The organism is Nesterenkonia salmonea, from assembly GCF_005771525.1.
Classification (GTDB): Bacteria; Actinomycetota; Actinomycetes; order Actinomycetales; family Micrococcaceae; genus Nesterenkonia; species Nesterenkonia salmonea.
In genome coordinates this window covers 1-22,122 of the sequence record NZ_VAVZ01000010.1, presented here as the reverse complement: position 1 = coordinate 22,122, position 22,122 = coordinate 1, and the positions used below count along the sequence as shown (strand labels likewise).

Annotated in this window: 18 protein-coding genes and 1 pseudogene; 3 read left to right on the top strand and 16 right to left on the bottom strand. The window is 61.2% G+C overall.

Annotated features, from left to right (window positions below; all coding sequences use genetic code 11):
* The 10 genes from murD to dinB form a co-directional block, all read right to left on the bottom strand.
* Entirely contained in the window at positions 1-1,539 is a 1,539-nt protein-coding gene (murD, locus tag FEF26_RS05075; RefSeq protein WP_138252465.1) for a UDP-N-acetylmuramoyl-L-alanine--D-glutamate ligase, read from the bottom strand.
* Positions 1,521-2,627, bottom strand: a complete 1,107-nt coding sequence (gene mraY / locus FEF26_RS05070) for a phospho-N-acetylmuramoyl-pentapeptide-transferase (protein WP_138252464.1) — start codon at positions 2,625-2,627, stop codon at positions 1,521-1,523. Before mraY ends, murD begins: the two co-directional genes overlap by 19 nt.
* Positions 2,628-4,088, bottom strand: a complete 1,461-nt coding sequence (locus tag FEF26_RS05065; RefSeq protein ID WP_138252463.1) for a UDP-N-acetylmuramoyl-tripeptide--D-alanyl-D-alanine ligase — start codon at positions 4,086-4,088, stop codon at positions 2,628-2,630.
* Positions 4,088-5,710 (bottom strand): Mur ligase family protein, encoded by a 1,623-nt coding sequence (locus FEF26_RS05060; protein ID WP_138252462.1) that lies wholly within the window; start codon positions 5,708-5,710, stop codon positions 4,088-4,090. The genes FEF26_RS05065 and FEF26_RS05060 overlap by 1 nt, the downstream gene beginning before the upstream one ends.
* On the bottom strand, positions 5,704-7,479 hold the full coding sequence (locus tag FEF26_RS05055; RefSeq protein WP_138252461.1) for a peptidoglycan D,D-transpeptidase FtsI family protein: 1,776 nt from the start codon (positions 7,477-7,479) through the stop codon (positions 5,704-5,706). The genes FEF26_RS05060 and FEF26_RS05055 overlap by 7 nt, the downstream gene beginning before the upstream one ends.
* A gap of 21 nt (positions 7,480-7,500) precedes the next feature.
* The gene (ftsL, locus tag FEF26_RS05050; protein ID WP_138252460.1) at positions 7,501-8,148 is read right to left on the bottom strand and encodes a cell division protein FtsL; all 648 of its coding nucleotides are present in this window, start codon (positions 8,146-8,148) and stop codon (positions 7,501-7,503) included.
* The gene (rsmH, locus tag FEF26_RS05045) at positions 8,145-9,143 is read right to left on the bottom strand and encodes a 16S rRNA (cytosine(1402)-N(4))-methyltransferase RsmH (protein WP_138252459.1); all 999 of its coding nucleotides are present in this window, start codon (positions 9,141-9,143) and stop codon (positions 8,145-8,147) included. The genes ftsL and rsmH overlap by 4 nt, the downstream gene beginning before the upstream one ends.
* A gap of 140 nt (positions 9,144-9,283) precedes the next feature.
* Positions 9,284-9,715 carry a division/cell wall cluster transcriptional repressor MraZ gene (mraZ, locus tag FEF26_RS05040; RefSeq protein WP_138252458.1) on the bottom strand — a complete coding sequence of 144 codons (432 nt, stop codon included), beginning with the start codon at positions 9,713-9,715 and terminating at the stop codon, positions 9,284-9,286.
* A gap of 311 nt (positions 9,716-10,026) precedes the next feature.
* Positions 10,027-10,443: a DUF3040 domain-containing protein gene (locus FEF26_RS05035; protein ID WP_138252457.1), complete on the bottom strand. Its 417-nt coding sequence runs from the start codon at positions 10,441-10,443 to the stop codon at positions 10,027-10,029.
* A gap of 131 nt (positions 10,444-10,574) precedes the next feature.
* Complete coding sequence (gene dinB / locus FEF26_RS05030) at positions 10,575-11,783, bottom strand: DNA polymerase IV (RefSeq protein ID WP_138252456.1); 1,209 nt, start codon at positions 11,781-11,783, stop codon at positions 10,575-10,577.
* Positions 11,784-11,795: 12 nt separating this feature from the next.
* Here dinB and FEF26_RS05025 point away from each other — a divergent pair, with 12 nt between their 5' ends.
* Together FEF26_RS05025 and FEF26_RS05020 are read left to right on the top strand one after the other, a co-directional pair.
* Positions 11,796-12,914 (top strand): polyprenyl synthetase family protein, encoded by a 1,119-nt coding sequence (locus FEF26_RS05025; RefSeq protein WP_138252455.1) that lies wholly within the window; start codon positions 11,796-11,798, stop codon positions 12,912-12,914.
* A 75-nt stretch (positions 12,915-12,989) separates the two neighbouring features.
* Positions 12,990-14,501 (top strand): protein kinase domain-containing protein, encoded by a 1,512-nt coding sequence (locus FEF26_RS05020; RefSeq protein WP_138252454.1) that lies wholly within the window; start codon positions 12,990-12,992, stop codon positions 14,499-14,501.
* 10 nt (positions 14,502-14,511) lie between these two features.
* On the opposite strand, the gene FEF26_RS05015 is transcribed toward FEF26_RS05020, so the two are convergent.
* From FEF26_RS05015 to FEF26_RS05005, 3 genes are all read right to left on the bottom strand, one after another.
* Positions 14,512-15,864: a class II 3-deoxy-7-phosphoheptulonate synthase gene (locus FEF26_RS05015; protein ID WP_243730429.1), complete on the bottom strand. Its 1,353-nt coding sequence runs from the start codon at positions 15,862-15,864 to the stop codon at positions 14,512-14,514.
* Positions 15,865-16,005: 141 nt separating this feature from the next.
* Positions 16,006-17,835 carry an AMP-dependent synthetase/ligase gene (locus FEF26_RS05010; RefSeq protein WP_138252452.1) on the bottom strand — a complete coding sequence of 610 codons (1,830 nt, stop codon included), beginning with the start codon at positions 17,833-17,835 and terminating at the stop codon, positions 16,006-16,008.
* A gap of 133 nt (positions 17,836-17,968) precedes the next feature.
* Positions 17,969-18,334 carry a hypothetical protein gene (locus FEF26_RS05005; protein ID WP_138252451.1) on the bottom strand — a complete coding sequence of 122 codons (366 nt, stop codon included), beginning with the start codon at positions 18,332-18,334 and terminating at the stop codon, positions 17,969-17,971.
* 83 nt (positions 18,335-18,417) lie between these two features.
* Here FEF26_RS05005 and FEF26_RS05000 point away from each other — a divergent pair, with 83 nt between their 5' ends.
* A complete protein-coding gene (locus FEF26_RS05000; RefSeq protein WP_138252512.1) occupies positions 18,418-19,104 on the top strand; it encodes a lysophospholipid acyltransferase family protein in 687 nt (228 codons plus the stop codon).
* 6 nt (positions 19,105-19,110) lie between these two features.
* Here FEF26_RS05000 and FEF26_RS04995 read toward each other — a convergent pair whose 3' ends face one another.
* From FEF26_RS04995 to FEF26_RS04985, 3 genes and pseudogenes are all read right to left on the bottom strand, one after another.
* On the bottom strand, positions 19,111-20,451 hold the full coding sequence (locus FEF26_RS04995) for an endo-1,4-beta-xylanase (RefSeq protein ID WP_138252450.1): 1,341 nt from the start codon (positions 20,449-20,451) through the stop codon (positions 19,111-19,113).
* Positions 20,452-20,557: 106 nt separating this feature from the next.
* Positions 20,558-21,664 (bottom strand): annotated as a pseudogene (locus tag FEF26_RS04990) (carboxylesterase family protein); the annotation flags it as partial.
* A 106-nt stretch (positions 21,665-21,770) separates the two neighbouring features.
* A complete protein-coding gene (locus tag FEF26_RS04985; protein ID WP_138252448.1) occupies positions 21,771-21,956 on the bottom strand; it encodes a hypothetical protein in 186 nt (61 codons plus the stop codon).
* Positions 21,957-22,122 lie beyond the last annotated feature (166 nt).

Here is a 22,122-nt window from a genome sequence, read left to right as displayed (position 1 = left end):
TTACTCGGTCGAGAAACCTTTGTCCTGCATCAGCGCGGTCACCGCGGCAATGAACTGCTCTCCTCGACTGATGTACGAGGCGAACTGGTCCATGGATGCTGCGGCCGGAGCCAGCACTACGGCCTGCCCTGGTTGGGCGTACCGGTCTGCTGATCGGACAGCGCTGCGCATGACTGCCTCTCCATCATCACTGCCGGAGACCTCTGTGACGGGCACCTGGGGGGCGTGTCGCTCAAGGCTGGAGCGAAGCTGGGTGGAGTCTGTACCAATCAGGATCACATGTCGCAGACGGGCGGCGACCTGCTGAACCAGAGGGTCGTAGTCGACTCCTTTGGAGAGCCCTCCGGCGATCCACACCACATCAGTGAAGCTCGCCAGTGAGGCTGCTGCCGCATGTGGGTTGGTGGCTTTGGTGTCGTTGATCCAGAGGACATCGTCCGCCTTGGCCACTGGCTGTATGCGATGCTCCGCCGGCTCATAGGCCCGAATAGCCTGTTGCACGGATGCCGGGGCCACGTCGACCGCCCGGGCCAGGGCGGCGGCCGCAAGGGCATTGGCCACGAGGTGCTGTGGGGCGAGGCTTCCGAAATCCGCACGGGTAGCGAGCTCCAAGGCCTGGTGCCGACGGTTGTCCAGAAAGGCACGGTCAATCAGGATGTCGTCGACCAGCCCGAGCATCGACACGTCCGGGGAGTCGGTGGTGAAGCCGATAGCGCGGGCTCCCTCGACCACATCGGCGGCAGCGACCATCTTCTCCGTCACGGAGTCCTGGGCGTTGTAGACGCAGGCCACCTGGGTTGACTCGTAGATCTTGGCCTTGTCCGCCAAATAACTCTCAAGTCCTCCGTGCCAGTCCATATGGTCTTCAGCGATGTTGAGCACTGCGGAGGCCACCGGGTGCAGCGGTTCGGTGTAGTGCAGCTGGAAGCTGGACAGTTCCACAGCAAGTGCGTCATAGCCTTCGGGGTCGCGGATGACGTCCAGGATGGGCATGCCGATATTTCCGCAGGCGGCTGCGCGTCGTCCGTCGGCGCTCAGCATGGCCTCCAGCATCATGACAGTGGTGGTCTTGCCGTTGGTTCCGGTGAGGACCAACCAGTCGGGGTCTTTGGCACCAGGACGGGCCCCGAGCCGTCGGGCGAGCTGAATATCTGACCAGACAGGCACGTGGTGGACTGCGGCTGCTGCGATGATCGGGGAGTCTGGCCGCCATCCAGGTGACGTGACGATGAGTTCCGGAATGTCAGTGGTGCCGTCGGCTGCTGCGAAGTGTCGCAGTGTGGTCGTGTGGTCCTCGCCGAATCGGAACTCCAGACGGTCTCCCCACATGGTGGAAAGCGTGGCGGCGTCGTCTTGTTTTGTTCCTGTTGCGGTGCCGTCAACCACGACGATGTGGGCTCCGAGTTCCGCCAGTGTGTCCGCAACGGAAAATCCGGTGACCCCGAACCCGGTGACGAGAACCCGCAGGCCTGCCCAGGGTCCGTCCCATCCGTGAAGCTGTGGGAGTGTGCGGTGTTCGCTCACTGGGCGAGCACCCATTCTCCGTAGAACACGGCGAGGCCCATGCCGACGGCGAGGGCTCCGATGATCCAGAACCGAACCACCACGGTGACCTCAGCCCACCCCTTGAGTTCGAAATGATGCTGCAGGGGGGCCATGAGGAAGACACGTTTGCCCTTGGAGAGCTTGAAGTAGCCGACCTGGATGATCACGCTGACGGTGATGATGACGAACAGTCCGCACAGGATGACGAACAGCAACTGGGTGTGGGTCAGGATGGCGAAACCGGCCAGTGCCCCACCCAGGGCCAGTGAGCCGGTGTCTCCCATGAAGATCTTTGCCGGCGAGGTGTTCCACCACAGGAACCCGATCAGCGCTCCGGTGATGATCGCTGCAAGTGTGGCCATATCCATGGGGTCCCGCACTGAGTAGCAGACAGAGTCCACAGCACGAACGCCGCCGCAGGACTGGTTGTACTGCCAGATGGAGATGATCACATAGGCGGCGGTGACCATCGCGGTAGCGGCACTGGCCAACCCGTCGAGACCGTCGGTGAGATTCACCGCGTTGGTGGCGGCGGTGTTGATGATGTTGGCCCAGATGACGAAGAGGATTCCTCCCACCACAGTTCCGAGCACGGCAAAGTCCAAGACGGTTTCGCGGACGAAGGAAATCGCGGTCGACGCCGGGGTGATGTCTTGGTCATTGGGGAACTGCAGGGCGAGAACGGCGAACAGGACGCCGACGGAAGCCTGTCCGGTGATCTTGGCCCAGGGGCTCAGACCTAGCGACTGCTTCTTGGTGATCTTGGCGGCGTCGTCGAAGAACCCGACCAGTCCCATACCGGTCATCAGCAGTAAAAGCAGGAGCCCCGAGGCGCTGGGGCCGGCGGCGACGTCGCTGGTGAAGAACAGCACCGCATGGGTCGCGGCATAGGCGATGATCACCGCGAGGATGATCACGGCGCCACCCATAGTGGGTGTTCCCCTCTTCACGTGGTGGGTGGTGGGTCCGTCGTCGCGAATGAACTGGCCGTAGCCACGTTTGACAAGGAAACGGATGAACAGTGGGGTACCGAGGAGGGTGAGGATCAGCCCAGTGGCGGCACCGATGACAACGGCGATCACTCAGTTCCTTTCCTCGGTGGCGAATTTGTCACCCAGAAGTCTAAGCCCAGCGGAGTGAGAAGACTTAAACAACACGATGTCGCCCGGCTGCAGCGCTGTGCGCAACCATGATTCAGCCTCATCGACAGTGGCCACCCACTGCACTTCTGAGCCCCATGACCCTTCGGCTATGGCGCCACGGTAGAGGGCATACGCCTCTTTCCCAACGACCAGGGTGAGATCAATGTTGAGCCTGACGACTGTCTCGCCGAGCTTGTGGTGGAGCCAGACTGACTCCTCGCCCAGTTCGAGCATCGGACCCAGCACGGCCACCCCGCGCCGCTGATTGTCACGCGAGAGGATCGCCAATGTGCGCAGCGCTTCCCGCATGGATTCGGGGTTGGCGTTGTACGCATCATTGACAATGGTGACGGCATCCTGCTGGCCCCCCCAGCTGATCTCGGTGCGTTCCATGCGCCATCTGGAGCTCGGGCCCAACCCGTCGAGCCGTGCGGCGATGTTCGAAGGCGCCACACCGGCCCGGTAGGCAACGGCTGCGGCAGCTAAGAGATTCGTCACGTGGTGCGCGCCGATAAGCCCGCTTGTGGTCCGGAACTCAGTCTGACCTTGCTTGCCCGGCTGATCAAAGACCAAGGTCAGCTCCATACGGCCGTCGGGCAGTTGGCGCACGGCATCGGCGGCCACACCATACGCACCTTCTGCGGCTGGTTCGGACGCAAACCAGGTGATGGGCGCTGATGCACGCTCTGCCATGGCAGAGACCTGAGCATCATCGGCGTTGAGGATGACATGGTCAGTGGCGAGTTCAGCCAGTTCACCCTTGGTCTGAGCGATTTTGTCTGCACCACCGAACTTGCCTGCATGGGCGGTGCCGACCATGAGCACTGCACCGATGTGCGGCTGCACCATCGTGCACAGATCACGGATGTTTCCGGGCGCGTCAGCTCCCATTTCGATGATGAGGTAGCGGGTTTCCAGCTCGGCGGTGAACACAGTGAGCGGCACTCCGACCTCACCGTTGTAGGACCCTTGTGGGGCGATGGTCGGCCCCTCTGGAGCCAACAGCGCCGCAAGGAGGTCTTTGGTAGTCGTTTTTCCTGCGGAGCCGGTGATACCGATCACGGTGGTCGCAGAGTGGTTTTTGATTCTCGTCACGATTTCCTGCGCCAGCATTCCCATAGCCACGATCGCATCGTCAACGATCACAGCTGGGTGGGGGTTTCCTGAGGGGTCATCGGTTTCACGTTCGGCCAGCACAAGTTCGGCCCCTGCCGCCAGGGCATTGTCGATGAAGCGGTGACCGTCGGTGACCTCACCTGGCTTGGCGATGAACAGTGCTGATGGGCGCATCGTCCGGGAGTCGGTATCAGCATGGGTCAGTGTGAGCTGATGCGGGTCCTCCACTCCCCTCAGCCGTCCCGATACTGCACGGGCAATCTCAGCAGCAGTAAGGTCAATCATCAGGCGCCTCCGTCTAATGTCGCGAAGCCCTTAGCCTTCAGGGTGCGGGCCAGTTCTTCCCTGTCATCGATCTCGACGCGCGTTCCGGCGACATCCTGGTGGACTTCGTGACCTCGACCGGCCAGCAGAATGGTGTCTTCAGGCTCTGCTGCAGCTACGGCTGCAGCAATGGCATCAGCGCGCGGGGAGATCTCCTCCAGCGTGGTGCTGAGGCCGCCAGTGGCGATCGCGTCTCGGGCCCCGTTCAGGAGTCCAGCTCTGATCTCCGCGGGGTCCTCTCCATGGGGGTCGTCGTCACTGATGATGACGTGATCTGCCATACGCACAGCTATCGCCCCCATAGTTGGGCGTTTGGTGGCGTCGCGCTCCCCCGCTGCGCCGATGACCAGAATGAGCCGCCCTGTGGGGCGCCGCACAGCCTCCAGAGCCCGGATCATGGCATCGGGGTTGTGCGCGAAGTCCACGATGGCTGCCGGTTGCTCAGCGATGACCTGCATACGGCCTGGCACTTGAATGTGGAAGGGCTGTGCAGTCTGTAGGGCTTCGACAACATCCTGCCGATGGAAAGCTTGGGTCCGTTCACTGCTTGCTGCAGCTTCAAGCACCATGACCGCAGCCAGCGCCGCGTTCGACACGTTGAAAGCACCGGGCAGAGCAGTGGAGGTGCGGATCCGCTCACCGGTATGGCGATTCGCCAGCGTGAAGGCGCTGCCCAATCCAGCGGGCTCCACCTCTGAGACCTCCCAGTGCGCCTGGGCGGGCTGGCCGTTGGTCGAAAGGGTAACGACGTGACCAGTGGCCTCAGCAGCCATCTGATGCCCAGCAGCGTCGTCGACAGTGATCACCGACGTTCGGGTGCGTGCGCGGCGGAAGAGGTCAGCTTTGGCGGCAAAATAGTCTTCCATGGTTCCGTGCAGGTCCAAGTGGTCTTGAGTGAGGTTGGTGAACCCGGCTACGTCATAGTAGAGCCCGGAGATTCGCTGATAGCTGATGGCATGGGAGGAAACCTCCATGGCGGCGGCAGCTACGTTCTTCCCTCGGAAGGAGTGCATCAGTTTGTGCAGCGCGACGGCTTCGGGCGTGGTCATTTCCGAAGCGATCCGCTCCTGACCTGCGGCAATCTCAATGGTTCCGATGAGCCCGGTTTCTCGACCCTGTGGCGTGAGCACGGCTCGGAGTAATGAGCGAAGGAAGTAGGTGGTTGTCGTCTTGCCGTTGGTGCCGGTGACTCCGAAAAGTGCAGGATCGGATGTGGCGGTGGTGCCGTAGATGGCCGCCGCGGCCGGGCCCGCAGCGTCCCGAACTCCGGCGACTTCGATCACTGGGAGCCGGTAGCCCGCAGCCTCACGAACCTTCACAACTCCTGCTGGGTCAGTCAGCACGGCAGCGGCTCCGCGGTCTATGACCTCTTGGATGAAGTCAGCGCCATGTGCCCGCGCCCCGGTGACTGCGACGAACAGGTCTCCCGGCTCGACGAGCTTCGGACTCATGGCAGCACCAGTGAGGTGCACACGATCTGCTGTTGCAGCGACTGGCGTCACAATGGGGTTGTAGCCGGCAGCAACTAGCTGTTCGGCTAGGGTGCCGACATCGGCGCCAGCAGCGCCTGAAAGATTCACCACGGATAGTCCTGACGTTCACCCACGAAACCATCATAGGCCCCAGACTCTTCCTCAGAGGGCGGGACGTCGTAGCTCGTCAGGGCATGCGTCATGATGTCTCTGAACGTGTTAGTGAGGTCCCAGTCGCCGAACTGGCCGGCCGGCCGGTGCACGGTGATGGACACGACGAACTGCGGGTCATCCAGGGGCGCGACCCCGATGAAGTTGACGGTGTAACCGTCGAAGCCTCCTGCTGCTCCCGCAGCTTCAGCGGTTCCGCTCTTGCCGCCTACCCGGTAGCCGTCAATCTGTGCGCCCATGGCGGAGCCGTAGTCCACCACACCCTCCATGAGCTTCAGCATTTCCTGGGAGGTGTTGGAGGAGAAGATCCGTTCGGGTTCGCTGGTGACGAGGTGCTCTTCCCCATCCGGGTCGACGTGGGCGTCCACGATCCGCAACGGGTGCTTAACCCCGTCCTGAGCGAGCATCTGGTAGAGCTGAACATTGTGCAGCACACTGCCGGTGTAGCCCTGACCGAACTGTGTGGTCAGCGGTTGGCGGCGGTCCCACTCCTCCGGAGGCCGGAGGATGGATTGTCCTTCGACTCCCAATCCGATGTCCATGGGCTCTCCGTAGCCGACTTGGCGCAGATAGTCGTAGCGGGTCTGCTCCTCCATCCGGTTGCCGATCATGAGCGTGCCGGTGTTGTACGAACGAGCGTAGATACCGGCGGCCGTCATATCGTACTCAGCGTGGGAACGGGCATTGCGGATGGATTCACCGTCCACGGTCATTCTGTAGGGCACGCTGAATTCTGACTCAGGCTCGACGACGCCTTCTTCGAGTGCTGCCGCGAACGTCACTGACTTGCCGCCGGACCCTGGTTCAAAGTCCTGGGTCAGCGCCAGTGGTCTGCGGAAGAGTTCATCAGTGGCTGCTGGATCTGAAGGGTCCACTGTCTCGGAGTCGGCCATCGCGAGGATTTCTCCCTCACGGCCTTCCCGGAGATCTACCACTGTCGCGTTGCCCCATTGGGCGTTGTACTCGCTGGTCTTTTCAGCGATGGCTTCCTGAGCGAACCACTGAATGTCCTGGTCGATGGTCAGGCGAAGATCCTGGCCATCCTCCGCTGGGATCTCCTCGTATGTTGCCGTGGGGATCCGGACGCCATCGGCGCCCACTTCATAGATACGTTCTCCGGGTTCACCTGTGAGCGCCTCGTTTTCCTCCGCCTCGAGTCCCTCCAAAGGGCCGTCGACACCGACAAAACCGATGATGGACCCGGCAACAGGCCCGGAAGGGTACGTGCGCTCGGATACGGGTTCTGCGTAGACGCCAGGGGCACGTAACTCCATGATGCGCTGGTGAACCTCGGGAGTGACGTTCCGAGCGATGGTGGAGTAGTGGGTGTCCTCGGCAGTGAGGCGTTCTAGGACGTCCTCAGCGTCGGATTCCACAAGGGTCGCCAGCTCCTCCGCGGTTTCTTCCACCGTCACGGGCCGCTGCATCCCCAATTCTTCGTCCGGCACGGTGTAGTCACCGGTGAGCCTGGGGTCGGCCACAATGTCATACCGGTCTGCGCTTCCCGCAAGCAGCCGACCTTGCGTGTCAATAATGTCTCCGCGCGCTGCGGGTACTTCTACGGTGTGGAGGCGGTTAGAGATCGCCTGGTGGGCGTGGCCGGCGGGGTCCAATCCTTGTATGTGGAAAAGGCGACCACCGAGGACTACAAGCAAGGCCAAGACGATCGCCAGTCCGATGCGCATCCGCAGAGAGAGGGTTCGCGCCATAAGTGCGTTCTCCTTGCGGTGTCAGTCGGTCAGTTTCGGTGCGGGTATTGTTCCGCCGTGGAGATCAGTGCCAGGGGAAGTGCCCCCTGTGGCTGTGCCGGGACTATTCTCTCCCGCCGAAGGCTGGCTGAGCGTGTGCAACGCGCCGGTACCGAGAAGACCGCTGGCGGAGGTCTCAGCATGTTCTGCCACGTCACCAGCGGAAAGCTCAGGTTGTAGAGAGCTGGGCGCGCTGACAAAGCTGGACGGGACCTCGGAGCTGGATGCTACTTCGGCACCGCTGACAATGTCTCCGGTGCTCAAATCGATCGTGCCGGCCGGTGCTGGCATGACCATTCCCAGGGAGACGGCGGAGTTCGACAGCGACTGTGGTGACTCTAGAAACTGGACCTGCTGGGACAACGCCTGGTTCTGGTGTACGAGGTCTCGATGTTCATTGGTCATCTGCACGACGTCGTATTGGGAGTTGGCGACATAGATGTTGGTGGCCAGCACTGCGGCGAGTGCGGTGATCAGCAGCATCAGAACTCCGACGATGAGTCCCTTCTGGCGACGCTGGACAGTGGGCAACGCCTTCAGGTCGGGTTTTGCTCCCTCGGAGGCAGCGGCTCGTCGTCGGGCCGCGTGCTCAGCCGGCTGGGGCTCCGCCAGTGGAAGAACGCTCATCATGTGTTCCTTGCCTGTGTTCTGGTCTTCTTGACTGCCCGGAGCTTGGCGGACGCAGCGCGGGGATTAGCGGCGATTTCCTCGTCCGTCGGAGGAACCGCCCCACGCAGCAGCGGCGCGAACGTCGGTTTGTGCTGTTCCAGCTCAACGGGCAGCCCTGCAGGCGCCGAAGAGGTGGTGCGCGCCGTGAAGGCCCTTTTGACGATCCGGTCTTCTAGGGAGTGATACGAGAGAACGACGACGGCCCCGCCCACTGCGATTGCGTCCATTGCCGATGGAACAGCTCGGGCGAGAACTTCGAGTTCCCGGTTCACCGCAATGCGGATCGCTTGGAAACTGCGTTTGGCCGGATGCCCGCCGGTTCGCTTACTCGCCGCCGGGACTGCCGAGTCGATGACTGCCGCAAGCTGGGCAGTGGTCCGCAGAGGGGCCTTTGCGCGTTCACGCACAATCGCTGAGGCGATTCTGCCGGAGAACCGTTCTTCGCCGTATTCCGACAGGATGCGTTTGAGCTCCGATTCGGAGATGTCCGCGACCAGTTCAGCGGCGGTGGGGTCCTCCGAGTCGGCTGCGGAGTCCATGCGCATATCCAATGGAGCGTCATAGGAGTACGCGAATCCACGCTCGGCTTCATCGAGCTGGAGCGAGGAGACCCCCAAGTCGAAGAGCACCCCGACAAGAATCTCATTCTCTTCAAGCTCGGCAGCAACGTCGGCGACTGCATCGTAGACACCCCGGACTGACCGGAATCTCGCGCCGAACCGCTGCAGCCGTTGGCCAGCTAGGTTGAGCGCCTGTGGGTCCCGGTCGATGCCGATAACGGTCGCCTGAGGGACTTCTCTGAGCAGTGCCTCTGTATGACCACCCATTCCCAACGTTGCGTCGATGATCACAGGTGCCTGTCCAGCTTCGACGTGCTGGCAGGCTTCCGCGAGCAACTCAGTGCAACGCTCCACCATCACCGGCACATGCCGGTTGGCTGCTTGCTGAGTACTCATCGTCACCTCCGCACGTCTGAACGAAATCGGGCCCTTGAATCTGCTCCCCCACCGGGCCTGCTGCGGCCTGACATCGGGGAAGTGAAGTCAGGATTGCTCAGTCCGGTAAGGAGGCGTACTCAAGGGCCCGTATGGAGTTGTCAGAAGAGGCCGGGGATGGCTTCCTCGTCAGTGGAGGAGAATTCGGATTCCTTCTCTTCCAGGTACGTGTTCCAGGCCGTGGAGTCCCAGATCTCGGCGCGGTCTCCCGCTCCGATGACCGTGACTTCCCGGTCCAGTCCCGCGTATTCCCGCAAACCAGGAGGAATGGTGATTCGCCCCTGTTTGTCTGGGGTCTCGTCAGAGGCTCCAGAGAGGAACACGCGAATGTAGTCACGTGCTTGACGGGAGGTCAGCGGCGCCTGGCGCATTTGCCCATGCACTGCCGCGAACTGATCAGTGCTGAAGACGTATATGCAGCGTTCCTGCCCACGAGTCAGAACAAGCCCTGCTGAAAGCTCGTCCCGATATTTCGCTGGCAGAATCAGACGGCCCTTTTCGTCGAGGCGGGGAGTGTAGGTGCCGAGAAACATGGCCCCGTCTCCTCGCTCTGGACAATCCGGACACTTCGTCCCATCGCGCTCCACTTTACTCCACTTTCCCCCACTTTCCAACCACTTTCACGCAGACCGTCCCACTGGCGCCCCAGAAGGGCATGAGTGGGGCGGTCACAGCGCGCCTGTGACCTGGGGCTTAATGCCCATTTGGGCAGGTGGCGCGAGGTGGAGCATGGTGGAGGGGCTCCGTAGGCTGGTGGAGCGCACCTGTCTGCGGACATACGAAAAACCCCCGCCGAAGCGAGGGTTTTTCGTATGGGTGGTGGGAAGTGGGGGCTGCCTGGGTCTTAGGACCGGCGTCGCTCCTCCCACTTCTGCTCGAGATTACTCATGAAGTTGCCACCGGAGGGGCTGGGTGCAGAGCTGCGTGGGCCAGACCCACCGGATCCACCGCCGTTTCCGTTGCCGTTTCCACCATTGCCCTTGTTCTTGGGGCCGATAGGTCCACCTGTGGTGGCGAAATAGACTCCTGCCCCCATGATGATGAAGCCAGCTATGCCAAGTGGAATCCACTGCTGGTAGATCCCCGCGATGAGGACCGCGATACCGGCTACGGTCACTAAGAGACCGAGAACGAGGTTGCGCACATTGAAAGCACCACCTACCGGTGACTCTTCTAACGAGCTGGCAAAGCCCGGGTCGTCGGACTGGAGCTGCTGCTCCAGCTCTTTCAGCAGCCGCTGCTCGCGCTCCGAAAGTGGCATGGGATGCTCCTATGTCGTCCTGTTGTCTCTGGGGTCCTGGATAACCAGTCTATCTTCTGAGGCCCGTGTCCACATAGCCCGGGTCTATGCTGTGACGATTTTGTCACGCAACTCCCAGCCGGACTTCAGTTTCAGTCCTCTGCTTCGCGCTTCCTCGGCTCCAGCAGAGTCGCTGGCCGCAGCGCTGCCTGCGGGAATTTGCCCGCCACGTCATCCAGTGTGCGCTGTGCGGCTTGCCAGTCGTCATCGTGGGCGTCAAAGCTCAATTGCAGACTGCCGTCGCCGCCGCTGAGCCGCTCGGCCCGGATTCCGATCAGGCGCACCGGCTGCGCGCGCGGCCCCAACGCCTCCAGCAGCCGCACCGCGTGCCGGTGGAGCTCTGGCGCAGACTGCGTAGGATGCGGCAGGGAGGCAGCGCGGGTCAGGGTAGAGAAGTCCTTCCACCGGAGCTTCAGGCTCACTCCACTGGCACTGAGCCCAGCGGCGCGGAGCCTTGCAGCGACTCGATGCGCCAGTCGAAGCAGTTCTCGCCTTAACTCGGCGTCGTCGCTGACATCGGCTTCGAATGTTTCTTCCGCTCCGATGCTCTTCTCAGCACGGTGAGTCTCAACCTGCCGAGGGTCTATACCCCAGGCCAGATCATGAAGATGGCTTCCGACTGCTCCGAATCGGTGAACGAGAACGTCCCTGGGCGTCTCAGCGATCTGCCGCACCGTGCGTAGCCCCATATGGGCCAGAACTTCAGCGGTCTTGGCTCCGACGCCCCACAGCTGCTTTGCTTCTAGGCTGTGAAGGAACTGGAGTCTCCTGTTCGGGGGCACCACGAGCAGTCCGTCGGGTTTGGCCTGCGTAGAAGCAATTTTCGAGATGAATTTCCGGTCGGCTATACCCACTGAGGCCGGCATGCCCACTCGTTCGCGCAAGCCTTCCCGGATCAGCCGACCCATTTCTTCTGGTTCCCCGAGCCGCCGTCGGGCTCCGGTGAGGTCCAGGAAGGCTTCATCGACGCTGAGCTGCTCTTTCCGGTGAGTAAGAGTGTCGAAGTAGTTCATAATCTCAGCGGAAATTCGCCGATAGCGATCCATCTGCGGTGTGAGCACCACGGAGTCTGGGCTGAGCCTGCACGCCCGCGAAAGCGGCATGGCCGAGCGCACCCCGTCCGTTCGTGCCGGGTATGAGGCCGACAGCACAACGGAACGGCCGTCTCCGGCCACGATGATCTTCCGGCCTCTCAGCTCTGGCTTGTCCAGCAGTTCCGCCTCAACGTAGAAGGCATCCATGTCGACATGCGCGAAGATTGATGAGGCGCGTCCTCGAGACCTGGACTGCTCTGAACCCATAAGATCAAGGGTATGCCCACCTCAGGACATCTCTACGATCAGGCTGAATTCGTGGCGGCGGTCAATCAGCGCATCGGAACTTTCCTCGCTGAGAAGAAGGACCAAGTCGCTGCCATAGACCCTCAGGCAGCACCGCTTGTCGACTCGCTCATCGCACTGAGCAGGGGCGGCAAGAAGCTTCGGCCGGTCTTGGCGTGGATCGGGTGGCGAGCAGCCTGGGTGCATGCTCCCGTTGAGACCGAAGATGTCCAACCACTGCTGAATTTGGCGGCTGCTCTTGAGCTTTTTCAGGCCGCCGCCCTGGTCCACGATGACGTCATCGATCGATCAGCTACGAGACGTTCCCAGCCGAGTGTCCATATTCAGTTCGAGCAGCGGCACCGCGCATCTGGCTGGGCCGGGGATACAGCGCATTTCGGCACCACAGGTGCGATCCTGAGCGGCGACCTCGCACTCTCCTGGGCCTCGGAACTGTTCGACTTGGCTGCCGAGGCCATGCCGGCCAATGCTCTTCGCGCTGGGAGGGTCTTCCGGCAGATGCACACCGAAGTCATCACCGGACAGTTCCTAGACGTGGTGGCGGAAGTGTCAGGACCCACCGCCACGGAGGAAGAAGCAGTGCGCCGGGCGAGGACCGTCCTGACCTATAAGTCGGCAAAGTACTCCACGGAATACCCCATTGAGCTCGGCTGCGCTTTGGCCGGGGGCACCACGGAGCTGTCCGCCGCACTGGCTGAAGCGGCTCTTCCCCTGGGAATCGCCTTCCAACTGCGCGATGACGTGCTCGGCGTGTTCGGCGACCCAGGAGTCACGGGAAAGCCTGTGGGTGATGACCTGCGCGAAGGCAAGCGGACTGAGCTGATTGCCTACGGGTTGCATCGGGCCCCGGAGGCCGCAGGCGCCGAATTGGAATCGATGCTCGGCAACCCTGACCTGACCGAGCAGGACGCTACTCAAATCCAAGAGATCCTGACCTCGGCTGGAGCGTTGTCACATGTCGAGGCCGAGATCGAGCGGCTCACCGCACGCAGCACAGAAGCGAGGGCGAAGCTGGTAAACCTCGGTCTCACCCCGGGCATACTGCGCGACTTTGATGCTGTCGCAGAACTGCTGGTGTCACGCACCTCATGACACTCTCATCGCGAGCGCGGCCCCAATGCACCGATTCTGGAACGCCTCCCCTGCCAACTTGGGTACCCTGATCCAATGAGCACCGAAGAAAGTTGGATCGGCGCCACCATCGGGGATCGCTACACCATCGATAAGCGCGTCGCTCGTGGCGGCATGTCCACTGTGTACCTGGCCCATGATGAGCGGCTGCACCGGGATGTCGCCATCAAGGTGCTGTTTCCCCATATGGCGGAGGACCGCAAGGTCGTCCAGCGCTTCGAGCAGGAGGCCCGCAACTCCGCGCTGATCAGCCATCCCAATGTGGTGCAGGTCCTGGATCAGGGCCAGACTCGTGAAACCGCGTACATGGTCATGGAGTATGTGCCCGGCGCTACCCTGCGAACTCTGCTCAAGCGTGGCCCGATGACCCCCCGCCTGGCCCTCGCATACGCTCAGGCGATCCTTGGCGGACTCTCAGCAGCCCACCGCGCTGGTTTGGTTCACCGTGACATCAAGCCAGAGAACGTCCTGGTCTCTCCCGAAGGCCGAATCAAGCTCGCGGACTTCGGTCTTGCCAGGGCAGCTACCCACCATTCGGGGACCTCAACGCTGATGGGCACTGTGGCCTATATCGCCCCTGAGCTGCTCTCCGGCGAAGGCGCCGACGAACGTGCTGATATCTACGCTGTGGGCATCTTGCTCTATGAACTTCTGACCGGTGTCCAGCCCTTCACGGGAGACTCTCCGGTGCGTGTCGCCTTCCAGCATGTGAACTCCACGGTTCCAGCACCATCCTCCTACGTTCCCGGCCTCGCCCAGCCACTGGATGACCTAGTCCGCACCGCGACTCGAGCTGAGACGGCACAGCGGCCGAAGAACGCCGATGAGATGCTGGAGATGCTGGAGTCCGCCCGGGAACAGCTCTCAGGTGAGGAACTGGACTTTGATGGGGCCATTCTGAAGCACCAGCGATACCACGGTGTCGAACCCGAACACGACGACGCCCCAGGTTCCTCGACTCACGTCTTGCCCGCAGAGTCAGCTCAACCGGCAGGAGCCCCCTCCCACCACCATCCGGACACCCGATGGGAGGAGGATCAGGACGATCAGAGTCAGGACCCTCAAGAAGCTTCCACGGTGGCTATGGGAGCAGAAGATTTTCCCACAGCTGTTGAGCACCGTGACGGCTGGGACGACGACGTGACCACGGCTCTTGGCAACTCAACCGGAGGTCATAAACCACCTGCGCCGCGTCCTCAAGCACCGGAAGATCCTGCGACTGAAGAGGATCCTTCGGACCAGACCTGGAGCAGCCTCGCAGTCGAAGACCGCCAGACGGTCGCTGAGGTTCCTCTGCAACTGGGAAGGCTCAGTGTCGAAGAACCGCAGACCGGGCGCCAGAGCGCAACGTCTGAACGGCGTCGTCGCAGCTATGATCCGCGCGCTGATCGGCGCACCAGACAGCGCCCTCTGGAACAGTTGAATGGGCCTTCGCATGTTCGCCAGGCCGTGGCATTCGTGATCGTGCTGATGCTCATGGCGGTCCTGATGCTGCTGGGCTACCAGCTTGGCATCAGCAACCGCTTCATCCCATCGCTGGGCGGCTAGAGCCGCCGACTCAGGTGACTCGAGTCAGCTGCTCAGCGACGAGGAAGGCCAGCTCCAGTGACTGCTTGTGGTTCAGACGTGGGTCAACGAGGGATTCGTACCGGGTGTCGAACGCGGACTCGTCAATGACGTCTGAGCCACCGAGGCACTCTGCCACGTCGTCCCCGGTCATCTCCACATGCAGGCCTCCGGGGTAGGTGCCCGCGGCTTGGTGGACCTCGAAGAATCCCCTGACCTCGTCCATCACATCGTCGAAGCGGCGCGTCTTGTAGCCGTTCTTGGCGGTGATGGTGTTGCCATGCATGGGATCCGTGACCCACACGACCTTGGCGCCGGAATCACGGACAGCCTCCACCAGCGCGGGCAGCTTTTCGCGCACGTTTGCTGTCCCCATGCGCACGATGAAGGTCAGGCGTCCCGGTTCGCGCTCTGGGTCGAGCTTTTCGATGAGCTCCAACACTGTGCTTGGTGTGGTGGAGGGGCCGAGCTTCACGCCCAGCGGGTTGCGCACCCTGGAGAGGTAGTCGACGTGGGCGCCGTCCAGGTCACGGGTGCGTTCCCCGATCCAGACGAAGTGACCTGAGGTGACGTACGGCTGACCAGTGCGGGAGTCGATCCTGGTCAGTGCGCGCTCATAGTCAAGGAGCAGTGCCTCATGAGCGGCGTAGAACTCGGTGCGCTTGAGGCTTTCGAATTCCACCCCGCAGGCACTCATGAATCTCACAGCTCGGTCAATTTCTCCGGCGATCTGCTCGTACCTGGCATGGGCGGGGTTCTCCATGAAGCCCTTGTTCCACTGCTGGACGGCCCGCAGATCAGCGAAACCGCCCTCAGTGAAAGCCCGGATCAGGTTCAGCGTGGCTGCAGACTTGTGGTACGCCTGGACCATGCGCTTGGGGTCCGGGATTCGCGTCTCAGGGGTGAAGTCGAAGCCGTTGACGATCTCGCCACGGAAGCTTGGGAGCGTGACGTCACCGCGCGTCTCCATGTCTGAACTGCGCGGTTTCGCGTATTGGCCGGCCATACGGCCCATCTTGACCACGGGGAGCGAGGCGCCATAGGTCAACACGACTGCCATCTGCAGGAGGGTCTTCACTTTGGCACTGATTTTGTCCGCCGTGACATCTTCAAATGTCTCAGCGCAGTCACCGCCCTGGAGCAGGAAGGCCTCACCGTTGGCGACAAGAGCGAGTCTGCGCTTGAGTTTGTCCACCTCACCGGCGAACACCAGAGGAGGGTTGGAGGAGAGCTCCGCACAGGCCGAACTGAAGTCGGGGTGATCTCTCCAGTCGGGCTGCTGCTTCAGCGGAAGCTCTCGCCATGAGTCCAACCCTGGGAACTCGGCGGCACCTGTGTGGACGATCTCACCTGGGGCGGTTAGCGGAGTTTCAGTGCGGGGTTCATGTGCGGCATTCACTCCCATAGCGTAAGGGTCTTCACGACAGCACACCTAATGGGCGCTGAAAGCGTTCCACATGATGAGAGTGCGGTCACCTCGCAGCTGTCAAGGCTTCTCAGACCGAGCCTCCGAAGCCTGGGCGTAGAGATCTTCCACCACCTCAGAGTAATCCTTCATGACATCGGCACGGCGAATCTTCATCGAAGGTGTGAGGTGCCCTGAATCGATGGTGAAATCCTCTTCCAGCAGCCTGAAGGTTCGGATCGATTCCGCTCGGGAGACTGATTCATTGGCCTTGTCCACGACTGACTGAACGTGGTCAATAATCGTCTGGTTCTTGATCAGATCACCCATGGGGGTGTCTTCCGGGATGCCCTGCCGCTGCAGCCATGCGGGCAGCGTCTCCGGATCAAGTGTGATCAGTGCCGCCACAAATGGCTTCCCATCGCCGACCACCACAACTTGGGACACAATGGCATCGGCTCTGATTTGGTCTTCCAGCTGAGCCGGTGCGATGTTCTTCCCGGCCGCGGTGACCAGAATTTCCTTCTTTCGACCAGTGATGCTGAGGTATCCCTGGTCGTCTAGGAACCCTATGTCTCCAGTGCGGTACCAGCCATCATCGGTGAAGGTATCGTCAGCGAGGTCAGGACGGTTGCGGTAGCCGCGGAAGACACACACGCCCTTGCCGAGGATCTCTCCATCGTCAGCAATCTTGACGGCGCTGCCGGGCAGGGGCTGCCCGACTGAACCGATCTTGGTGGCGGTGGGAGTGTTCACAGTCAGTGGCGCCGTCGTTTCTGTGAGCCCGTACCCTTCCATGACGTGCAGACCAACGCCGTGGAAGAAATGTCCCAATCGCGCTCCCAGCGGGGAACCTCCCGAGACAGCGAACTTCACTTCCCCGCCCATCCGGGCCCGCAGTTTGGAGTAAACAAGCTTGTCGAAGAGAGCGTGCTTGAGCTTCAGTCCGAGTCCGGCTTTCCCGTCCTGCTCAGCGGTGGAGTAGTCGATGGCGGTCTGGGCTGCCTTCTGGAAGATCTTGCCCTTGCCGTCGCCCTCAGCTTTCATCATGGCAGCGTTGTAGATCTTCTCGAACACTCGCGGGACCGCTAGGAGGAAGCTGGGCTTGAAGGTTCCCAGGTCATCCACCAGGTCCTTAATGTCGGAAGTGTGGCCAACCCTCGCGCCGGCGGCCACACAGATCACGGAGATGAAGCGGGCGAAGACGTGAGCCAGAGGAATGAACAGCACCGTCGATGACCGGGAGTTGATTGCTTCGCTCAGCGATGCGGTGCCGTTGAGGCTCAGCTCCACGAAGTTACCGTGAGTCAGTTCGCATCCCTTGGGCTTCCCCGTAGTGCCAGAGGTGTAGATGATGGTGGAGAGATCGTCCAGGTTCGCGGCGGCACGTCGGGATTCAACCTCATCGTCGGCGATATAGCCACCTGAGCTGCGCAGCTCATTGAGATCTTCACTGTCGATGGTCAAGAGGTGCTCTACCGAGTCCAGCTTTTCTTGGGTGATTGCACGGTCCACCGCTTTTGCATGTGAGTCCGTTTCTGCGAAAACTAGCTTGACCCCGGCGTCTTCCACGATCCACGCGATTTGGGAGGGCGAGGAGGTTTCATAGATCGGCACTGTGATGCCGCCCGCGTACCAGATCGCAAAGTCCAGCAAGGTCCACTCGTATCGGGTGGCGGCCATAATGGCCACACGATCACCGGTATCGATGCCCTTAGCTATGAGCCCCTTGGCGAGAGCGACGACGTCCTCGCGGAAGGAGGCAGCCGATACGTCAGTCCACTCCCCCGGCGTCAGTTGACGGCCGAAGAGGACGTTATTGGGGTTCTCTGCGACCTGCCGTTCCAGCAGGTCAGTTGTGTTGAGGCCTGAATCGACCTCCACGGCGGCTGGCACTGCGTATTCCTTCACAGGTCTTTCTCCTCCCAGGGGATGTACTGGTTTCTTGTACTTACTACCCAGTATATGTGCTTCAGTTCACACTATCAGCATGGACTGCCCAGGATAAGCGGAACACACGTCGGATTTGGCCGCGAGAGGTCTCTTAGACGCGGGCTCCGTCATCAGTGCCTGTCCGCTTGGAGGGCATTTGTAGAAAGAGCACCACGAGGCCCAGCAGAATCGCACCTATGAGTGCTGCGGTTGTCCACCCGGGGAAGTTCACAGGCAGGAAGGGGAAGACCACTAAGCAGAGTATGCCGCCGATGGCCAGCAGAGCACCGATCACGACCCCGGGCTTGGCTCCAGCTACTGGATTCTTGGGGTTGGGCGGACGGAAGTCGTCCTCGTGTTCAGCGGGACTGAAGTCGCGTGGGCCACGTTGTCCGAGGTTCTTGGGGACCGGACGGCCTGGCTGCGGCCTGGCCGTTCTGCGCCGGTAGTGGGATCCGTCCTCGCGTCGGTTGCTCATAGACTAAGACTATCGGCTCGCGCCGTTAGAGTAGTAGCGGTGTCCGCCAGTCCGAGAGGAAGAGTCTGTCTGTGACGTCCTTGTTGTTCTATCGAAATGCTAAGAGGTTCCTGGTCGGACCGGCAGTCAATGCTGTTTTCCGCCCCTGGGTCAAGGGACTGGACAATATCCCCTCTGAAGGTGCCGCGATTCTCGCGTCGAACCATCTCTCGTTCTCCGACTCAGTGTTCATCCCCGTCATCGTTCCTCGCCAGGTGAGGTTTCTGGCTAAGAACGACTATTGGAAGGGCAAAGGGGTCTCTGGAAAGTGGAATCGTTGGTTCTTCGACATCACCGGGCAGATCCCGATGGATCGCTCGGGAGGCGCGGCAAGCCAGAACTCGTTGGACGCAGGCGAGGAGGCACTGCGCAATGGGGATCTTCTCGGCATCTATCCGGAGGGCACTCGCAGCCCCGACGGGCGGCTGTACAGGGGCAAGCTGGGAGTGGCACACCTGGCCCTGCGCGCCCAGGTCCCAGTGATACCTATGGCACTGATCGTCACAGACAAAGTCCAACCGATTGAGCGCAACATCCCCAGGATTCACCGTGTGGGACTCATTATTGGTGAGCCGCTGCGTTTCGACGCGTACTTCGCCAACGCCGACGATCGTTTCGCCCAACGGGCGGTCACCGACAGGATCATGTCTCAGATCATGCGCCTGTCCGGCCAGGAGTACGCCGACGTGTACGCCTCAGCCGTCAAAGGTCAGCAGGCCGGAGAGCCCTGAGCCTCCTCAGAGGTCGTAGTCCTCCAGTACTTCACGGCACTGGTCAAAGGCCTCATCATCATCGAAAGATGCCTCGTCGTCAGCGGCGTCGACGAGGGTCCGCTGGATGGCGCAGTACGTTGGTTTCCGCTCAAAGCCGCCGTCATCGCTGCGCTTGTGAAGGGTGGCGTCTCCCTCTCCTTCAAAGGTGTTGGGAACCCAGCTGTGCTCATCCAGAGTTCCCCATATGGTGAACGAATCACAGTTATCCACTGCCAGGCAGTCCTCGAGAACTGAAACGTACCGCTCGGCAGCCCCGACTCGGTCATCCTGACTCATCACGTCGTCCTCATCGACCTCACCACGGACGTCGATCTCAGTCACAGCAGTGTGGAGCCCCAGATCCGCAAAGCGTTCCAAGTTTTCGCGGTAGCTATCATCGAATCCGTACAGCATAGATAGGTGTGTCTGGCTGCCGAAGCCGTGGACTGGAACTCCACGGTCCAGCTGCTCCTCGATGAGCTCATAGTAGGCATCAGACTTCGCGTTGACGCCGTCAACGTTGTAGTCGTTGTAGAACAGCAGCGCATCCGGATCCTCCTCATGCGCCCAGAGGAAGATATCGTCGAGAATCTCTTCCCCAAGCTCGCGGATCCAAATGTTGCCATCCTCTCCATCGCGGATGGATGCGTCCTCATCGTCGTCAAAAATCTCATTTGCGGCGTCCCACTGCTGGATACATCCGGCATACCGGGAGACAACGGTGCGGACATGGTCTTCGAGAATCTCCCGCAGCTCATCTTCAGAGAAGTCGCCCTCCTCCAGCCATTCAGGGTTCTGAGAGTGCCATGACAATGCATGTCCTCGGACATCCATGCCATGCTCCTGAGCGAACTCAACTACTGCATCTGCCGCCGAGAAGTCATACTCCCCCTCCTCCGGCTGAACGAACTCCCATTTGAGGTAGTTCTCATGAGTCAGCGAGTTGTACTCTTCCGCCAAATGCTCGCGGTAGCCCTCATCGTCGGGGAATGGGTCGGGATAGTCCTCGTCCTCGTGGTGGCCCCCGCCTGCAGCGACATTACCGACCTTCAGGTCCAGTTCTTCTGCCCAGTAAGCCAGACTGTCACGGTCATGTTCATGTTCCGATGCCTGCTCCGGAGCGAATTGGCACTCAGTGCCCGCAGCGGCGTCGTCCTCGGCGGAATTATCGTCCTCTGTTTCCGGGGCGTCCTCCCCGTTGCCGTTCTCGGTGGTCTCACCGTTGGTCGCGACGCCGTTTTCCTCGGGCTGCTCCGCGCATGCCGTGAGCGCCAGCGCACCCACCCCCAAGACCACAAATATGCTTCGGACATGGACAGTCATCATGACTCCTCTGCTCGCTGAGTACAGTTTTCGCCGCAGACCACAGTGACCTGAATCACTTTTAGTCTTCCCATGAGACTAAAAGTAACAAGAGGCCGGTGTCAAACCTCTACGAAGGGTTCCTCACCGCGTGCAAAACGTGCCCATAGCTGCCGAATCGAACGTCGATCGCGTGAGCAGCTCCGTAGGGGTTTCCCGGGGCAGCCCAGCGGAAGGTGAACTCACTCGCGGCACCTCCGGCTTTTCGGTGACGCTGGGCGAAAGCCTTAATGCTCTTGGTATAGACCTTCCTTGTCAGGATCCAGCTGATGAAGGTCGCAGCGTGTTCTCCGACCAGCGGCAAGGCACGCAGCTGACGGACGGCGGGGACGATTGGCAGGAAAAGCCGGGTCTCGTGCGCGGTGCGCGTCACCAGGATGTCGATATGCGGCGCAGCAGCATCCCATGCGGCATCAATGTGCTGCTCTTTGGGCAATGGCACCTCTCGGTACTGGTTACCGAAGGGCATGAGGCCTTTCAGCCCAAAGGGGGCGGCCGCTGTTTTGGCCGCATCCTGGGCAGCGAGCAGCTCTCCTATCGGTGTGCGCGAGCTGAGCACTGAGGCGGCACTCACCATGGCTTTCGCCATCTCATCTCGCCCACGCGAGATGCCCAGTGGTGGACTTTGGATAATGGCGCGGCGAAAGAGGGCGCGAGCGCCCTGTACCGCCATGAGGTGAGCCACGGCGTCCCCGCCGGCTGATTGGCCGAAGAGTGTCACCTGCTTGGGATCGCCATCAAAGGCGGCGATATTCCGGCGGACCCATTTCAATGCCACCAGCTGGTCGAGTAACCCAAGGTTTGGAGGACGCCCATTGCCGCCGAGATATACCAAAACACCAAGACGGTAGGTCACCGACACCACGATCACCCCCTGTTCGGAAACCAACGAGCTGGGGTTGTAGTCGGGCGCATCTCCGGCGCCTGCTACGTAGGAGCCGCCATGGATCCACACCATGACGGGTAAGGGCTCTGCTTCTCCGCGACCCACCGGCATCGTAATCGAGAGATTCTGGCAGTCTTCGTCTTGCGGCAGGCCACCGGTCTGGCTGCCGATGACAGGATCAAGGTCTGAGACCGCAGGTTGGGGGCAGGCCGGAGCAGGCTGTGTTCCGTCATACGGAGTCAGCCAGTCTGGTAGTGGGCGAGGCTCCTGGAATCTGCCCGACCGCGCATAGGGAACACCGGTGACAACGTCCCCTTTCGACTGTCATGGGCCACCAATCTACGTCTGCAAGCAATCTGTCACCTGGGATGATGTGCGGCTGCTTGGAGCGAGAGGCTCAGCGGCCGAACAGACGCGCCAGGAACCCTCCTCGGCCTGCTGTGGCGGAATCAATCTGCCCCTGAGTGTGCTTGCCGTTGCACCACTGCACGGCGGGCACGTTCTTCTTGACCATCGCGACATGCTGACCGCATCCGGCCCACGTCGTTTTGCCGCATACACGGCAATTAACTGCTCGGCACATCACACTCTCCCTCGCTTCGTGAAAACCAGCGCTGCCCCCTTGGTGGGTGGCGCTGAACGACCCAAGTATACCCCATGGGGTATTTTGATGCGGAGGTCGGGGGTTATAGGCAAGAATGTGTGTACACGTTGGCCCCGGATCCTTGATCTGACGCCGATGTAGGGTC

Bases quoted from the DNA above. Each gene is read 5' to 3' on its own strand.
- murD (WP_138252465.1), bottom strand. From the start codon at position 1,539: ATGGGTGCTCGCCCAGTGAGCGAACACCGCACACTCCCACAGCTTCAC.
- FEF26_RS05065 (WP_138252463.1), bottom strand. From the start codon at position 4,088: ATGATTGACCTTACTGCTGCTGAGATTGCCCGTGCAGTATCGGGACGG.
- FEF26_RS05055 (WP_138252461.1), bottom strand. From the start codon at position 7,479: ATGGCGCGAACCCTCTCTCTGCGGATGCGCATCGGACTGGCGATCGTC.
- ftsL (WP_138252460.1), bottom strand. From the start codon at position 8,148: ATGATGAGCGTTCTTCCACTGGCGGAGCCCCAGCCGGCTGAGCACGCG.
- rsmH (WP_138252459.1), bottom strand. From the start codon at position 9,143: ATGAGTACTCAGCAAGCAGCCAACCGGCATGTGCCGGTGATGGTGGAG.
- mraZ (WP_138252458.1), bottom strand. From the start codon at position 9,715: ATGTTTCTCGGCACCTACACTCCCCGCCTCGACGAAAAGGGCCGTCTG.
- FEF26_RS05035 (WP_138252457.1), bottom strand. From the start codon at position 10,443: ATGCCACTTTCGGAGCGCGAGCAGCGGCTGCTGAAAGAGCTGGAGCAG.
- dinB (WP_138252456.1), bottom strand. From the start codon at position 11,783: ATGGGTTCAGAGCAGTCCAGGTCTCGAGGACGCGCCTCATCAATCTTC.
- FEF26_RS05025 (WP_138252455.1), top strand. From the start codon at position 11,796: ATGCCCACCTCAGGACATCTCTACGATCAGGCTGAATTCGTGGCGGCG.
- FEF26_RS05020 (WP_138252454.1), top strand. From the start codon at position 12,990: ATGAGCACCGAAGAAAGTTGGATCGGCGCCACCATCGGGGATCGCTAC.
- FEF26_RS05005 (WP_138252451.1), bottom strand. From the start codon at position 18,334: ATGAGCAACCGACGCGAGGACGGATCCCACTACCGGCGCAGAACGGCC.
- FEF26_RS04995 (WP_138252450.1), bottom strand. From the start codon at position 20,451: ATGATGACTGTCCATGTCCGAAGCATATTTGTGGTCTTGGGGGTGGGT.
- FEF26_RS04985 (WP_138252448.1), bottom strand. From the start codon at position 21,956: ATGTGCCGAGCAGTTAATTGCCGTGTATGCGGCAAAACGACGTGGGCC.